13 protein-coding genes are annotated in these 15,141 nt (G+C 74.3%); 10 read left to right on the forward strand and 3 right to left on the reverse strand.

The window, feature by feature from the left end; genetic code table 11:
- Positions 1 to 4: 4 nt before the first annotated feature.
- Positions 5 to 1,195, reverse strand: a complete 1,191-nt coding sequence (locus tag ACFVVO_RS18765; RefSeq protein WP_390056193.1) for a zinc-dependent alcohol dehydrogenase — start codon at positions 1,193 to 1,195, stop codon at positions 5 to 7.
- 266 nt (positions 1,196 to 1,461) lie between these two features.
- On the opposite strand from ACFVVO_RS18765, the gene ACFVVO_RS18770 reads away from it, so the two are divergent.
- Positions 1,462 to 2,385, forward strand: a complete 924-nt coding sequence (locus ACFVVO_RS18770; RefSeq protein ID WP_390056195.1) for a DUF3048 domain-containing protein — start codon at positions 1,462 to 1,464, stop codon at positions 2,383 to 2,385.
- An 8-nt stretch (positions 2,386 to 2,393) separates the two neighbouring features.
- On the opposite strand, the gene ACFVVO_RS18775 is transcribed toward ACFVVO_RS18770, so the two are convergent.
- Positions 2,394 to 2,861, reverse strand: a complete 468-nt coding sequence (locus ACFVVO_RS18775; protein ID WP_390056197.1) for a MarR family winged helix-turn-helix transcriptional regulator — start codon at positions 2,859 to 2,861, stop codon at positions 2,394 to 2,396.
- A 181-nt stretch (positions 2,862 to 3,042) separates the two neighbouring features.
- Here ACFVVO_RS18775 and ACFVVO_RS18780 point away from each other — a divergent pair, with 181 nt between their 5' ends.
- Genes ACFVVO_RS18780 through pcaD form a run of 7 tightly spaced genes read left to right on the forward strand, consistent with a single transcriptional unit; the run spans position 3,043 to position 9,518 of the window.
- Positions 3,043 to 3,798: a CoA transferase subunit A gene (locus ACFVVO_RS18780; protein ID WP_390056199.1), complete on the forward strand. Its 756-nt coding sequence runs from the start codon at positions 3,043 to 3,045 to the stop codon at positions 3,796 to 3,798.
- Complete coding sequence (locus ACFVVO_RS18785) at positions 3,798 to 4,442, forward strand: CoA transferase subunit B (RefSeq protein WP_390056201.1); 645 nt, start codon at positions 3,798 to 3,800, stop codon at positions 4,440 to 4,442. The genes ACFVVO_RS18780 and ACFVVO_RS18785 overlap by 1 nt, the downstream gene beginning before the upstream one ends.
- Positions 4,439 to 5,641 carry a thiolase family protein gene (locus ACFVVO_RS18790; protein WP_390056202.1) on the forward strand — a complete coding sequence of 401 codons (1,203 nt, stop codon included), beginning with the start codon at positions 4,439 to 4,441 and terminating at the stop codon, positions 5,639 to 5,641. Before ACFVVO_RS18785 ends, ACFVVO_RS18790 begins: the two co-directional genes overlap by 4 nt.
- 19 nt (positions 5,642 to 5,660) lie before the next feature.
- Complete coding sequence (gene pcaH, locus ACFVVO_RS18795) at positions 5,661 to 6,434, forward strand: protocatechuate 3,4-dioxygenase subunit beta (protein ID WP_390056203.1); 774 nt, start codon at positions 5,661 to 5,663, stop codon at positions 6,432 to 6,434.
- 8 nt (positions 6,435 to 6,442) lie between these two features.
- Positions 6,443 to 7,045, forward strand: coding sequence for a protocatechuate 3,4-dioxygenase subunit alpha (gene pcaG, locus ACFVVO_RS18800; protein WP_390056205.1), 603 nt, complete (start codon positions 6,443 to 6,445; stop codon positions 7,043 to 7,045).
- Positions 7,042 to 8,400, forward strand: coding sequence for a 3-carboxy-cis,cis-muconate cycloisomerase (gene pcaB / locus ACFVVO_RS18805; protein ID WP_390056206.1), 1,359 nt, complete (start codon positions 7,042 to 7,044; stop codon positions 8,398 to 8,400). Before pcaG ends, pcaB begins: the two co-directional genes overlap by 4 nt.
- Positions 8,397 to 9,518, forward strand: coding sequence for a 3-oxoadipate enol-lactonase (gene pcaD, locus ACFVVO_RS18810; RefSeq protein WP_390056208.1), 1,122 nt, complete (start codon positions 8,397 to 8,399; stop codon positions 9,516 to 9,518). Before pcaB ends, pcaD begins: the two co-directional genes overlap by 4 nt.
- 228 nt (positions 9,519 to 9,746) lie before the next feature.
- Here the strand turns inward: pcaD and ACFVVO_RS18815 are convergent, their stop codons facing one another.
- The gene (locus ACFVVO_RS18815; RefSeq protein WP_390056209.1) at positions 9,747 to 12,428 is read right to left on the reverse strand and encodes an ATP-binding protein; all 2,682 of its coding nucleotides are present in this window, start codon (positions 12,426 to 12,428) and stop codon (positions 9,747 to 9,749) included.
- Positions 12,429 to 12,683: 255 nt separating this feature from the next.
- Here ACFVVO_RS18815 and ACFVVO_RS18820 point away from each other — a divergent pair, with 255 nt between their 5' ends.
- Together ACFVVO_RS18820 and ACFVVO_RS18825 are read left to right on the forward strand one after the other, a co-directional pair.
- Positions 12,684 to 13,928: an MFS transporter gene (locus tag ACFVVO_RS18820; protein WP_390056272.1), complete on the forward strand. Its 1,245-nt coding sequence runs from the start codon at positions 12,684 to 12,686 to the stop codon at positions 13,926 to 13,928.
- A 3-nt stretch (positions 13,929 to 13,931) separates the two neighbouring features.
- Complete coding sequence (locus tag ACFVVO_RS18825; protein WP_390056211.1) at positions 13,932 to 15,083, forward strand: anhydro-N-acetylmuramic acid kinase; 1,152 nt, start codon at positions 13,932 to 13,934, stop codon at positions 15,081 to 15,083.
- Positions 15,084 to 15,141: the final 58 nt, after the last annotated feature.

Here is a 15,141-nt window from a genome sequence, read left to right on the forward strand (position 1 = left end):
GACCCTACGGCTGCATCAGGATCTTGATGGCGCCGTCCTGCTTGTGCTGGAACATCTCGTAGGCGTGCGGGGCCTCGGACAGCGGCACCCGGTGCGTGGCGAAGTCGTCGACTCCGAGCGGGTCCTCGTCCGTCAGGTAGGGCATGATCTGGTCGCTCCACCGGCGCACGTTGGCCTGTCCCATCCGCATCTGGATCTGCTTGTCGAACATGGTGAGCAGTGGCATCGGGTCGGCCATGCCGCCGTACACACCGCTGATCGAGATGGTGCCGCCGCGCCGGACCAGTTCGATGGCCATGTGCAGGGCGGAGAGCCGGTCGACGCTGAAGCGTTCGGCGATGGGGCCGCTGATCTTGCTGGGCATGATGGCGGCGGCCGTCTGGATGAGCTTCGCGGTCGCGCTGCCGTGGGCCTCGGTGCCGACGGCGTCGATCACGGCGTCCGGGCCCCGGCCGCCGGTCTCGTCGCGGATCGCCTCGATCAGTTCCTTCTCGTCGTCGAAGGCCCTGAGGTCGTACGTCCGGGTGCCGCGCCGCTTGGCGCGGGCCAGCCGCTCGGGCACCAGGTCGATGCCGAAGACCTGCTCGGCGCCCCGGGCCATCGCGATGCGGCAGGCCATGTCGCCGATGGGCCCGAGCCCGAGCACGGCGAGGGAGCCGCCCGGTGGGACGGAGGCGTACTCGACCGCCTGCCAGGCGGTGGGCAGCACGTCGGAGAGGTAGACGAACCGGTCGTCCGGCGGGCCCTCGGGCACCTTCATCGGCCCGAACTGGGCCTGCGGAACACGCAGGTACTCGGCCTGCGCGCCGGGCACCGCGCCGTACAGCCGGGTGTAGCCGAACAGGGGGGCGCCCATGTGCTCGCCGGTGACCTGGGTGGTCTCGCACTGGGTCGGCAGCCCGGTGAGACACATCCAGCAGTTGCCGCAGGCGATCTGGAAGGGCACCACGACCCGGTCGCCCACCGAGAGGTCGGGCACGGCCGCCCCGACCTCCTCGACGATTCCCATCGGTTCGTGTCCGAGGATGTCACCCGCGGTCATGAACGGGGTGAGCACCTCGTACAGATGCAGGTCCGAGCCGCACAGACCGCTGGATGTGATGCGGATGACCGCGTCGGTGGGCTCCTCGATCCGCGGGTCGGGCACGTCCTCCACCCGCACGTCCCGCCTGCCCTGCCAGGTCACTGCCTTCATGGGGTCGCGCTCCCTTGCTCGCGTGCGCGCCGGTTCGCCCTGGCGCGTCCGGTTTGGGGTGGCGACCGGGTACCCGCGCGAGCCCACGCGAACCACGCGCTCCGCCCCGTCGTTGGCACCCCGACCGCTCCCCCGCGGCCCGCCGGGGTCACACCAGGGGCCCGATCGGCCCAGCGCACGCGCGCGGAACCGCCCGACCGGGTATGGCCCGCACTGTCCCGACGGGCACACAATCGACACATACGAACGGGGAGACGACGGTGGGCATGCGACATGGGGCGCGCACGCGCCGCGCCGCGCTGACGGCGGCACTGATCGCCGCGACGACGGCGGCCTCCCTCACAGCGGGCTGCACCCGGCACCGGTCGGCCGACGACGCCCGCGCCCCGGCGCGGACCCCCACGCCGAGCGCCCCCGCCACGCCCACGCCCGTGGCCGGATCACCGCTCGCTGTGAAGATCGACAACGTGTCCGCGGCGCGTCCGCAGACCGGGCTCGGCGCGGCCGACGTGGTGTACGCCGAGCAGGTGGAGGGCGGCCTGAGCCGGCTGATGGCGGTGTACGCCACCCGGCTGCCGAAGTCGGTCGGGCCGGTGCGCAGCGCCCGCGAGTCGGATCTGGAGCTGCTGCGCCAGTTCCACGAACCGACGCTGGCCTACTCGGGCGCCCAGCGCAAACTGCTGCCGCTGATCGGCCGGGCCGCGCCGCACAACCTCTATGTGCGCCCCGCCCGGCTGCTGCCCTCCGCCCCGGGCCGGACCGTCCTGACCACGGGGTTCCGGTACGGTCCCGCGCCCTTTGGCGGCTCTCCCGCCGCCGCGCGTACCGTGCGCTATCCGGCGGCGCGCTTCACCTTCACCTGGTCCGAGGGGCGGGGCGGCTGGCTGATCGCGATGGACGGCACGCCCGCGACGACGACGGACGGCGGGCGCCCGGCACCCCCGACCGTGGTCGTCCAGTACGTACGGATCCGCTCCTCGAAGTACCACGACGTGCTCGGCAACCACACGCCGTACACCGAGACGACCGGCTCCGGCAGGGCCGAGGTGCTGCGGGACGGGCGGTCCTTCGACGCGCGATGGTCGCGGCCGGCCGCGGCGGACGGTACGGAGTTCACGACGGCGGACGGCGGCCCGATGAACTTCGCCGACGGGCAGGTGTGGGTGGTGTTCGCCGCCTCCTCCGGCTGACCGGCCCGTCAGCCCTGCTGGAGGGCCGGCGGCTCCGCCGGGTTGCGCAGTTCCTCGGCGGCGTCCGCGACCCGACGGATCAGGTCGAAGAACACGGTCTGCTCCCCGGCGGTCAGCGGGGCGAGGAAGACCTGGTTCATCCGGGCGGTGCGCACGGTCAGCCTGCGATGGGTGCGCAGTCCGTCGTCTGTGAGGCGGAGCAGGAAGCGGCGGCCGTCCTGCGGGTCGCGCACCTTGTCCAGCAGGCCGCGACGGCCGAGCCGGTTGATGACCTCGGCGATGGTCGACCGGTCCAGGCCCACCCGCTCCCCCACGGTCCGCTGGTCGAGACCCGGCTCGGCGACGAGCGCGTTCAGGACGGCGAACTGAGGCGAGGTGATCTCCTCCGAGACCATCGTGTTCCACAGCAGGTAGTGCGCCTGCTGGAGCCGCCGGGCCAGGTGTCCGGGATGGGTGGTGAGGTCCACCGCGGCCATGTTCGCTCCCTGATCGAATCGTTGGTGTACTGAACAATACTCATCGAGAGCCCTGCTGTCTGCGGACGAGTCCAGCCGTTATACGAGGTCTTGACGGTTCACGCGTCCGGTGGCAGCGTGAGCGGCACCTCGCTGAAATACTCAGTGTGCTGATTAATTTTGCAGAGATGGGGCTTCACGGATGGACAAGGTGGTCGCCACGGCCGCCGAGGCGGTGGCCGATGTGCCGGACGGCGCGTCCCTCGCGGTCGGCGGTTTCGGGCTGAGCGGTGTGCCGAACGTACTGATCCAGGCGCTGTACGAGCGCGGCACGGCCGGGCTGGGCGTGGTCTCGAACAACTGCGGGGCGATGGAGTCCGGCCTCGCGGTGCTGCTGGCGGCCGGCCGCATCGCCCGGGTGACCGGCTCCTACATCGGCGCCAACAAGGAGTTCGCCCGCCAGTACCTGGCCGGTGAGCTGGAGGTCGAGCTGATCCCGCAGGGCACCCTCGCCGAGCGGCTGCGCGCCGGCGGCGCCGGCATCCCGGGCTTCTACACCCCGGCCGGTGTGGGCACGCAGGTCGCCGACGGCGGGCTGCCCTGGCGGTACGACGGCACGGGCGGGGTAGCGCTGGCCTCGCCGCCGAAGGAGGTGCGGGAGTTCGACGGTGTGGAGTACGTGCTGGAGCGCGGCATCCGCACCGACTTCGCGCTGGTGCGCGCCGCCCGGGGCGACCGGCACGGCAACCTCGTCTTCAACAGGTCCTCCCGGAACTTCAACCCCCTGGCCGCGATGGCCGGCCGGGTGACCGTCGCCGAGGTGGAGGAACTGGTGGCACCCGGGGAGATCGACCCGGACGCGGTGCACGTCCCGGGTGTCTTCGTGCAGCGCGTGCTGGCGCTGACCCCGGAGCAGGCGGCGGACAAGAAGATCGAGCGGCGGACGGTGAGGTCCTGATGGCCTGGACACGCGAGGAGATGGCCGCCCGCGCGGCCCGCGAGCTGGAGGACGGCCAGTACGTCAACCTCGGCATCGGCCTGCCGACACTCATCCCGAACCATCTCCCGCCCGGCGTCGAGGTGGTGCTGGAGTCGGAGAACGGCATCCTCGGCACGGGACCGTACCCCGCCGACGACGAGGTCGACCCGGATCTGATCAACGCCGGCAAGGAGACCGTGTCGGTTCTGCCGGGTGCCTCCTTCTTCGACTCGGCGCTGTCGTTCGCGATGATCCGCGGCGGGCACATCGACGTGGCCGTGCTGGGCGCGATGCAGGTGTCCGCGGGCGGCGACCTGGCCAACTGGGCGGTCCCGGGCAAGCTGGTCACCGGCATCGGCGGCGCCATGGACCTGGTGCACGGCGCCCGGACGGTCGTCGTCGTCATGACGCACACGGCCAAGGACGGGTCCCCGAAGATCCTCCAGCAGTGCACGCTGCCGCTCACGGGCAAGGCGTGTGTGAACCGGATCATCACCGACCTGGGTGTCCTGGACGTCACCGAGGAGGGGCTGACCCTCGTGGAGACCGCGCCGGGCGTGAGCGTCGACGACGTGGTCGCCCGCACCGACGCCAAGCTGACCATCGCGGAGAACCTGCTGTGAAGTCCGTCTACATCGTCGACGCCGTCCGGACCCCGATCGGCCGCTACAACGGCGGACTGTCCTCGGTGCGCCCGGACGACCTCGCCGCCCACGTCCTCCGTGAACTGCTCGCCCGCACCCCGGACCTGGACCCGGCGCGGATCGAGGACGTCTACTTCGGCAACGCCAACGGCGCCGGCGAGGAGAACCGCGACGTCGCCCGCATGGCCGCCCTGCTCGCCGGCCTGCCGACCTCGGTGCCGGGCGTCACGGTCAACCGGCTGTGCGCCTCGGGCCTCGAGGCGGTGATCCAGGCCGCCCGCGCCATCGCGGTGGGCGACGCGTCCATCGCCGTCGCGGGCGGTGTGGAGTCCATGACCCGGGCGCCGTACGTCCTGCCCAAGAACGACCGGGCCTTCCCGGCCGCGCACACCGAGCTGTACTCGACCACGCTCGGCTGGCGCATGGTCAACCCGGCCATGGACCCGCGGTGGACCATCCCGCTCGGCGAGAGCGCCGAGCTGATCGCCGACAAGCACGGGATCGGCCGGGAGCAGCAGGACGAGTTCGCCCTCGCCTCCCACCGCAAGGCCGCCGCCGCCCGGGAGAAGGGCCTGTTCGACGCCGAGCTGACGCCCGTGCCGGTGCCGCGAGGCAAGGGCGACCCGGTCGTCCTCGCCGCCGACGAGTGCGTACGGCCGGATGCCTCCCTCGCCGCGATGGCGAAGCTCAGGCCGTCGTTCCGCACCGAGGGAGGCACGGTGACCGCGGGCAACGCCTCCCCGCTGAACGACGGCGCCGCCGCGCTGCTCCTCGCCGACGAGGAGGGGCTTCAGTCCCTCGGCCGGGAACCCCTCGCGCGGGTGTCGGCGACCGGCGTGTCCGCGACCGACCCCCGGTACTTCGGGCTCGCTCCCGTCGAGGCCGTCCGGCGCGCCCTCGCCAAGGCGGGAAGGGGCTTCGGCGACCTCTCCGTGCTCGAACTGAACGAGGCGTTCGCCGCCCAGGTGCTCGGCTGCCTCGCCGAGTGGCCCGAGTTCGACCCGGCGGTCCTCAACCCCCAGGGCGGGGCGATCGCGCTCGGCCATCCGCTCGGCGCCTCCGGTGCCCGGCTCGCCGGCACCGTCGCCCGCCAGCTCGCCCGCCGCGGCTCCGGCACCGGCGTGGCCACCCTCTGCATCGGCGTGGGCCAGGGCCTCGCCCTCGTCCTCGATCGCTAAGGAAGCGTCAGGTATCGCGATGACTCTCACCCAGCAGGACATCGACCAGGAGATCGCGGCCGAGCACGCCGCGTACGAGAAGCGGGTCGCCGAAGGCGCCCCCGTCGAGCACCACCCGCGCAGGGACTACGCGCCCTACCGCTCCTCGGTGCTGCGCCATCCCAGGCAGCCGCTGGTCGCCATCGACACCGCCCAGGACCCCGAGCTGGTGGAACTGTGCTCCCCCGCCTTCGGGGAGCGCGACATCACCGGGATCGACAACGACCTCACCCGGCATCACCGGGGGGAGCCGGTCGGCGAGCGCATCACCGTCTCGGGCCGGCTGCTGGACCGGGCCGGCCGGCCGGTGCGCGGCCAGCTCGTGGAGATCTGGCAGGCCAACTCGGCCGGCCGGTACGCCCATCAGCGTGAGCAGCACGACGCCCCGCTCGACCCGAACTTCACGGGCTTCGGCCGCACCCTCACCGACGCCGAGGGCCGGTACCACTTCACCACCATCCAGCCCGGCCCGTACCCGTGGCGCAACCACGTCAACGCCTGGCGTCCGGCGCACATCCACTTCTCGGTGTTCGGCGCGGCGTTCACGCAGCGGCTGGTGACGCAGATGTACTTCCCGAGCGACCCGCTCTTCCCGTACGACCCGATCCTGCAGTCCGTGACGGACGACGCGGCGCGGCAGCGGCTGGTCGCCACCTACGACCACGGCCTGTCGGTGCCCGAGTTCTCCCTCGGCTACCACTGGGACATCGTGCTGGACGGCCCCGCCGCCACCTGGATCGAGGAAGGACGCTGACCGCAGCGATGACGAAGACCGACACCGGCAGCCCCGAGAACGTGCTGCCCACCCCGTCCCACACGGTCGGCCCCTTCTACGGGTACGCGCTGCCCTTCCGCGGCGGCGAGGACATCGCCCCGCTCGGGCACCCCGACACGGTCACCGTCCACGGCTACGTCCTCGACGGCGAGGGCAGGCCGTTGCCCGACGCCCTCGTCGAGTTGTGGGGACCGCGCCCCGACGGCACCGTTCCCGAGGTGGACGGCTCCCTCCGGCGGGACCCGGCGACCGGCGGCTACCTGGGCCGCAACGGCGTGGAGTTCACCGGCTGGGGGCGCATCCAGACCGACGCGGACGGCCACTGGTACGCGCGGACGCTGCGGCCCGGCGCGCGCGGGGACAGCGCGCCGTACCTGAGCGTGTGCGTCTTCGCGCGCGGCCTGCTCGTCCACCTGTTCACCCGGATCTACCTCCCGCGCGACGAGGCGGCGCTGGCCGCCGACCCGCTGCTCGCCCGGGTGGGCGACCGGCGCGACACGCTGATCGCCGGAGCCGAGGGCGACGGGACCTACCGTTTCGACATCCGCCTTCAGGGCGAGGGCGAGACGGTCTTCCTGGAGTTCCGGTGACTCCCCCACCCTCCGGGCGGGAGGTGCCCCCGGAGGACGGTGACACCGGCCTGCTCGCCCCCGGGTGGGCCGGCACCCCGGCCGCCGCCGCGACGGGCGACACGGCCTATCTGCGTGCCCTGCTCGACGCCGAGGCCGCCCTGACCCGTGCCCAGGCCGCGCTCGGTCTCGCGCCGGCGGCGGCCGCCGCCGCGGTGACGGAGGCGGCCGGCTCCGGCCGCTTCGACGTCCGCTCGCTCGCCGAGCGGGCCCGCGGCGGCGGCAACCCGGTCATCCCGCTGGTCGCCGACCTGACGAAGGCGGTGGGCGAGGAGCACGGTCCGTATGTGCACCGGGGCGCCACCAGCCAGGACATCATGGACACGGCGACGATGCTGGTCGCCGTGCGCACCCTGGACCCGGTCCTCGACGACCTCGGCCGGACCGAACGGGCGCTCGCCCGGCTCGCCGCCGGCCATCGGGACACGCCGATGCCCGGACGGACCCTCACCCAGCACGCGGTGCCCACGACGTTCGGGCTGAAGGCGGCCGGCTGGCGCTCGCTGGTCCTGGACGCCCGCGACCGCGTGCGCCGGGTACGGGACGCGCTCCCCGTCCAGCTCGGGGGCGCCGCCGGAACCCTGGCGGCCTTCCGCGTGTACGGCGCCGGGGACCCGGACGCGCCCACCCGGGCCTACGCCCGCGAACTCGGCCTGGCCGCACCTGTGTTGCCCTGGCACACACTGCGCACCCCTGTCGCCGACCTGGCCGGCTGCCTGGCCTTCACGGCGGGGGCGCTCGGCAAGCTCGCGGTGGACGTGCTGACGCTGTCGCGCACGGAGACCGGCGAGGTGACCGAGGGCAGCGGTGGCGGCTCGTCGGCCATGCCGCACAAGGCGAACCCGGTCCGCTCGACGCTCGTCGCGGCCGCCGCCCGGCGCGCCCCGCAGCTCGCGGCCACCCTGTACGGCTCGCTCGCCGCCGAGGACGAGCGGCCGGCCGGCGCCTGGCACGCCGAGTGGGAGCCGCTGCGCGACCTGCTCCGGCTGGTGGGCGGCGCCGCCGCGCACGCGGCCGGGCTGGCCGAGGAGCTGCGGGTGCACCCGGCTACGATGCGCCGGAACCTCGGCATCACCCGGGGGCTGATCGTCTCCGAGCGGCTCTCCGCCGCCCTGGCCCCCGTGCTCGGCCGGGCCCGGGCGAAGCAACTGCTCACCGAACTGGCCCGCCGCGCGCACGACGAGGACCGTCCGCTGCGTGAACTTCTGGCGGAGCAAGCCGAGTTGAAGGAGGTCGAGCTGGACGACCTCACGGACCCCACCCACTACACCGGCTTCGCCGGTGCCCTCACCGACCGTGCCCTGGAGCGTCGTTGACCGTGCAACTCCTCAACCACCTAGACGAAGGACCGGCGTCCGCTCCCCCGCTGCTGCTCGGGCCGTCGCTCGGCACCTCGTACGCCCTGTGGGACGCGGTCGCGCCCGAGCTGTCCAGCGGCCACCGGGTGGTCCGCTGGGACCTGCCGGGCCACGGCGGTTCGGCGGCGGACCTGATCGGGCCGGGCGCCTCGGTCGGCGACCTCGCCGCCCTGGTACTGGCGCTCGCCGACGCGCTCGGCATCGAGCGGTTCGCCTACGCGGGCGTGTCGCTCGGCGGGGCGGTCGGCCTGCATCTGGCCGTGCACCACCCCGAACGGCTCTCCTCGCTCGCGGTCATCTGCTCCTCCGCCCACTTCGGCGGCGCGACACCGTGGCGGGAGCGGGCCGAACGGGTGCGCCGGGAGGGCCTTCACTGGCTGGTGGAGAGCGCCGACGCACGCTGGTTCACGCCCGGCTTCACCGTGCCCCGGCTGGTGCGGGACCACCGGGAGGCCGACCCCGAGGGGTACGCCGCGTGCTGCGACGCGCTGGCCGCCTTCGACCTGCGCGAGCGGCTCTCCGGGATCACCGTGCCGACGCTGCTCGTCGCGGGCCGGGAGGACCCCGCGACGCCTCCGGCACATCTGCGGGAGATCGCGGACGCGGTGTCCGGCGCCACGCTCCTGGAGCTGCCGGGCGCCTCCCATCTGGCGCCCGCGCAGGTCCCGAAGGCCGTCGTGGCCGCCCTGCGCACCCAGCTCGACGGGGCTCCGGGGAGCGGGATGGCGGTGCGCCGCGAGGTGCTGGGCGATGCGCACGTGGACCGGGCGCAGGCCCGGCAGACCCCGTTCACCGCACGGTTCCAGGACTTCATCTCCCGCTACGCCTGGGGGGAGATCTGGACCGATCCGACGCTGTCCCGCCGCGAGCGCAGCATGATCACGCTGACCGCGCTGGTCGCGCACGGACACTACGACGAGCTGGCGATGCACGTCCGGGCGGCCCGGCGCAACGGGCTGACGCCCGAGGAGATCGGCGCGGTGCTGCTGCAGACCGCCGTGTACTGCGGGGTGCCGGCGGCCAACTCGGCGTTCGCGACGGCCCAGCGGGTGCTGGCCGAGGAGGAGACCCCTTGACGCCCCCGGGCCGGTGCCGGCCGAGGAGGGAACTCCGCGGCACTCCCCAGGCCCTAGGGCCTGTCGTCAAATTCCCGCCTGCCCCGCGACGCCTGGCACTTGCTCTCGCCGCACCGGGCGAAAGCCCGAGTACGTCCAGTACGAGGACTTCCGCCCGGCACGCCGAGAGCACGCACCAGACGCCGCAGGGCCGCCCTTCGGGCGACGACGGGAATTTGACGACAGGCCCTAGCGCAGCCCGCGCCCCGTCTCCAGCACCTCCCGTGCCTGCGCCGCCAGACCGTCCGCCCCGCAGGAACGCGCCAGGGTCAGGCCCCGGTCGAGCTCCGCGACCGAGCGGGTCGCGATGCCGTACTCGACCCGGGCCGCCGCGTGCTCGTACTGGCAGGGCGAGGCCTCCAGATAGGCGACGGCCTGTGCGGCGAGGCGCACCGCGCGCTGGCCGGTCTCCAGGGCGGCGGCGCAGCGCAGTGCCTCGCCGATGGCGGTGTCGGTGCCGAACCGCTCGGCCTGCCGGCGGGCGTCCGCGGCGAGCCGGGCCGCGCGCGCCGGGTCCTGTACGGCGAGGGCCCTGGCGAGGTCGAGGGACCAGGGGGCGAGGACCGGGTTGTGGCCGCCGCGGGAGGCGGCGGTCTTCTCGGCGGCCTCCAGTTCGTTGATGCCGTCCTCGGTGCGGCCGACGGCGAGCAGCAGCCGGCCGCGCACGGAGCGGACGTCGGGCAGCACGATGGTGGACGGATAGGGCGGGGCGAAGCCGTACCGCCCGGCGATCGACCAGGCCTCCTCGACGTCGCCGCGGGCCAGCAGGGTGTCGACCAGTCCACAGGTCGCGGACCAGTACAGCGGCAGGCCGCGGCCGACGCGCTCGGCGAGCGCCAGTGCCTCGCGCAGCGCGATCTCGGCGTCGCGCAGCCGGCCCTGCCTGCGGTAGGCGAGGCCGAGGAAGGCGTTGGCCAGGGAGAGGTGGCCGCCGCGCCAGCCGGCGCCGGTGTAGGCGCGCAGGGCCTCGGCGAAGAGGCTCTCGGCACGGTCGAGCCGGTCGGCGTAGGCGTACGCGCTGCCGAGCATCATCAGCAGTTCGATGCCCCACTCGCCGTCGGTCCAGCCGAGCCCGGGTGCCAGGCGGCCGTTGACCAGGGCGCGGTCGCAGGACTGGACGACGTCCTCGGCGCTCTCGCCGTGGGTCATCGCGTCGAAGCCGCGCAGGATCAGCAGGGCGCGCTCGGAGTTGTCCCGGCCGGTGCAGGTGGCGGCCAGTTCGGCCAGGCGCCGGGACCGCTCCGGGGAGACGGTCTCGCCGTGGATGCCCTCCCACATGAACTGCACGGCCTGCAGCCGCATCCGGACCGGGGGCGCCGGGTGCCGGGCGGCCTCGGCCTCCACCGTACGGACGGCCTCCTCCAGCTCGTCGTTGTGCAGCAGCGCCTGGGAGAGCCGGACGACGGCGTCGACCCGCTGCCCGTCGTCGAGACCGGGCATGGCGAGGGCGCTGCGCAGGTGCTCGACGGTGACGGCGGGCGCGGTCAGCAGGGTGGCCCGGCCCAGCTCGTAGAGCACGTGGGCGTGGACCTCGGGGCGCGGCGGCTCCCGCAGGGCGCGTTCCAGACAGCGGCGGGCCGCGTCCGGCGCGCCGACGGCCAGCTGCTCGCGGGCCGCCGCGCGGAGCTGCTCGACGAGTTCCTCGTCGTCGTCCGGGTGCACCTTCAGCAGGTGCCGGGAGGCCTCCGCGGCGCCGTGTCCGGTCTCGGTGAGGATCTGCGCGGCGACCCCGTGCATGGCGGTGCACACACCGGCCGGGATGGAGTCGTACACGGCGGACGCGATCAGCGGGTGGACGAACTCCAGCTCGCCGTCCCCGGACTCGGTGCCGGACACGGGCTCGGGCTCGGTGAGGAAACGGGCGTCGCCCAGCAGTTCGGCGCAGCTCCGGGCGTCTTCGGTGCTCATGCCGGCGAGCCGGGCGACGAGGTCGACGGAGATGCCGGTGCCGAGGATGGCCGCCGCCCAGGCGAACCGGGTGGCCTCGATGCCGAGCCCCTTGAGCCGGTCGACGAGGCCGCCGCCGCGGGCGGAGCGGTTCAGGGCGCGCAGTTCGCCGGCCCGGGCCTCGACCGGCTGGACCTCGCTGTCCCGCACCCTGGCGAGGAGTTCGACGGTGTCGTAGGGGTTGCCGCCGGTGACGGCCCAGACCTCGCGGCAGAACGGGTCGTCGGCGTGCCGGCCGACGGTGGCACGGGTGAGGCCGGCGGTGGCGTCCGGGGTGAGGGCGCTGAGGTTGACGGGGCGGGCCGCGGCCGCGGCCACCGCGTCGAGGTGCCGGGCGCTGTCGCCGTTCACCTCGCCGGGGCGGCGGGCGACCACGACCAGCACGGACAGGTCGTCCAGGCGTTCGGCGAACGCGGAGAGCCAGCGCAGGGTCTCGTGGTCGGCCCAGTGCGCGTCGTCGACGAGCAGGACCAGCGGCCATTCGCGGCGGGCGAGCCGGCGTACCGCGGCGACGAGTCCGTCGCACACGTACTGCGGGTCGGCGGTGGCCTCCTGGGGGTCCACTATGCCGAGGGCTGGGCCCGCTATGTCGTACCAGTCGCCGAGGTACTCCCGGGCCTCCCCCGGCAGCAGGGAGACCAGTGCGGGCTGCAGTAACTGCCGGACCACGTTGAACGGAACGGACCTCAGCGTCTCGCCACCCCGGGCGGACCACACGGTGCAGCCGCGGCGTTCGGCCATGCGTCGGGTCTCGTTCAGCAGCGCGGTCTTGCCGAGGCCGGCCTCGCCCCGGAAGACGAGCAGGCTGCCCGCGGACGACCGGTCGGCGCACAGGGCGTCGAGCGCCCGTGTGACCGTGGCGATCTCCGTGTCCCGCTCCCACAGGGGAGCCGAGCCGGTCGCCGACGGCCGTCCCTCCGTCATCCCGTTACCTCCCCAGGTCGCCCGAATGACGTACAGACCCCGAGCGTAGCCGTCCGGTGGGATGTGTGGTGACCGGTCGGGCCACGTGTTGCCCCGCCGGGTGAAGAAAGTCGCGGGCGGGCGTCGCGCGCCCTGCCCGACCGGCCGGTGTTCAGCGGACGGACCGTCAACAGGACTGGGATGAAGCAGCTTTCCGAAGTACCCGGCGATCACGGGCGTCCCGGGTCGCGTGACGGCGCGGCGCCCCGGGTGCCGATGGTGCGGGCGGTGGCGGCGGGGTCGGTGGGCAACCTCGTCGAGTGGTACGAGTTCGGTGTCTACGGCTGCCTGGCCACCGTGCTCGCCGAGCGGTTCTTCACCCCGGCGGGCGCGAGCGCGGCCGAGGGGCTGGTGCGGACGTACGCCTCCTTCGCGCTGGCGTTCTTCTTCCGGCCGCTGGGCGCCGCCCTGTTCGGCCGGCTGGGCGACCGGCTGGGGCGGCGGCCGGTGCTGATCGGGGTGATCACGCTGATGACGGCCGCCACGACACTGATCGGCGTGCTGCCGACGTACGCCACGGCGGGCGCCCTGGCACCCTGGCTGCTGACGTCCCTGAGAGCCGTTCAGGGCCTGTCGGCGGGGGGCGAGTTCGGTGGCGCCGTGGCCGTGCTGACGGAGCACGCCCCGCCGGGCCGGCGTGGACTGTACGGCGCGTGGCAGTCGTTCACCGTGGCTCTGGGCCTGCTGGCCGGCACGTCGGTCGCGGCGGCCACGGCCTCGGTGCTCACCGGGGCCCAGCTCGCCGGCTGGGGCTGGCGGTTGCCGTTCCTGCTGTCCCTGCCGCTGGGGCTGCTCGCGCTGTGGCTGCGGACCGGTCTCGAGGAGACGCCGGAGTTCCGGCAGCGGGGCCGCGCGCCCGCCGGGGCGGGCGGCGGCACCCGGGCGGTGACGCGGGCGGTGCTGCTGGGCGCCGGGCAGATCATGGGCTGGGCGGCGGCCGGATACACGTTCCTCGTCGTCCTGCCCTCGTATCTCCAGTCCACGCTGCACACGGACCTCCGGCAGGCGCTGCTGGCCACCGTGCCGGCCAACGCCGGGTTCGCCGCCGCGATCCTCCCGGCGGGCCTGCTCAGCGACCGGATCGGGCGGCGGCCGGTGATGCTGACCGGGGCGGTGCTGGTGGTGGTCATGGCGGTGCCCCTGTTCGATCTGCTGCAGGATCCCGGCACTTCCGCCGTGGCCCGGGGCGCGGCCGTCGGTGCCGCGGGCGCGGTGGTGGGCCTGATGGCCGGGCCGGGACCCGCCCTGCTGGCCGAGCAGTTCCCGGCCCGGGTGCGCTGGACCGGTCTGGGGCTCGCCCACTCCCTGTCCAACGCGGTGTTCTCCGGCTGCGCGGGGCTGATCATCACGGTGGCGGTGCGGCGCACCGGGAATCCGGACGTGCCCGCCTACTACGCGGCGGCGGCCTGCGCGCTGAGCGCGCCGGCGCTGCTCAGGCGGCCCTCGGGAAAGGCGGGTTGAACGGTGCGGGTGATCGGGCTGATGTCGGGGACGTCGTACGACGCAGTGGACGCGGCGGCGGCGGATCTGCGCCTGGACGGCGACACGCTGGTGCTGGAGCCGCTGGGGATGGTGAGCGCGCCGTACGACGGTGAACTGCGTACCGCGCTCGCGGCGGCGCTGCCGCCGGCCGCCGTCCCGCTCGCCGAGGTGTGCCGGCTCGACACCCGGATCGGGCAGGCGTTCGCGGCGGCGGCCGTCCGCGCCGACCGTGAACTCTGCGCCGGCCGCGGCGAGCTGGTGGCCTCGCACGGACAGACCGTCCACCACTGGGTGTACGGGGGCCGGGTGCACGGCACGCTCCAGCTCGGGCAGCCCGCGTGGATCGCCGAGGCGACCGGGCTGCCGGTGGTCGCCGACTTCCGCGCCCGGGACGTAGCCGCCGGCGGTCAGGGCGCGCCCCTGGTGAGCCTGGTCGACCTGCTGTGGCTGCGGGGCAGGCCGGGCAGGCCCGTGGCGCTGAACATCGGCGGCATCGCCAACCTGACCGCGCCCGACGGCACGGCGTTCGACACCGGGCCGGGCTGCGCGCTGCTCGACGCGGCGGCCCGGCACTTCAGCGGCGGGCGGCTGGCCTGCGACACCGACGGCGCGCTGGCCGCGCGGGGCCGGCCGGACGGGGCGCTGCTGGACCGGCTGCTGGCCGAGCCGTACTACGCGCTCGAACCGCCCAAGACGACCGGCAAGGAACTGTTCCACGCCGGGTATCTGCGGTCGGCCGGGGTGGACGCGCTGGCCGCCGAGGACGCGCTGGCCACGCTCACCTGGCTGACGGCCAGGACGGTCGCGGACGCGGTGGGCCGCGTCGGTGCCGGCGAGGTGGTGGCCTCGGGCGGGGGCACCCGCAACCCGGTGCTCATGTCCGCGCTGCGGGACCGGCTCCCCGGCGTCGCGGTGCGCAGCTCCGACGAGCTGGGCATGCCCGCCTCCGCGAAGGAGGCGTACGCCTTCGCAGTGCTCGGTTTCCTCACCGCCCACGGCCTGGCCGGCACCGATCCGCGCAGCACCGGCGCCCACCACCCGAGCGTGCTCGGCTCGGTGACACCGGGTCGGGACGGCCTGCGGCTGCCGCCGCCGGCGGGACGCGGGCCGGTGCGGCTGGTGGTGGCTCGGTGACGGTGGCCGGTCCGCCACCGGGGAGGGCCGAGGAATTCTCCGGAGAAATGTCCCGGTG

This window comes from Streptomyces sp. NPDC058145, assembly GCF_042884245.1.
GTDB lineage: Bacteria > Actinomycetota > Actinomycetes > Streptomycetales > Streptomycetaceae > Streptomyces.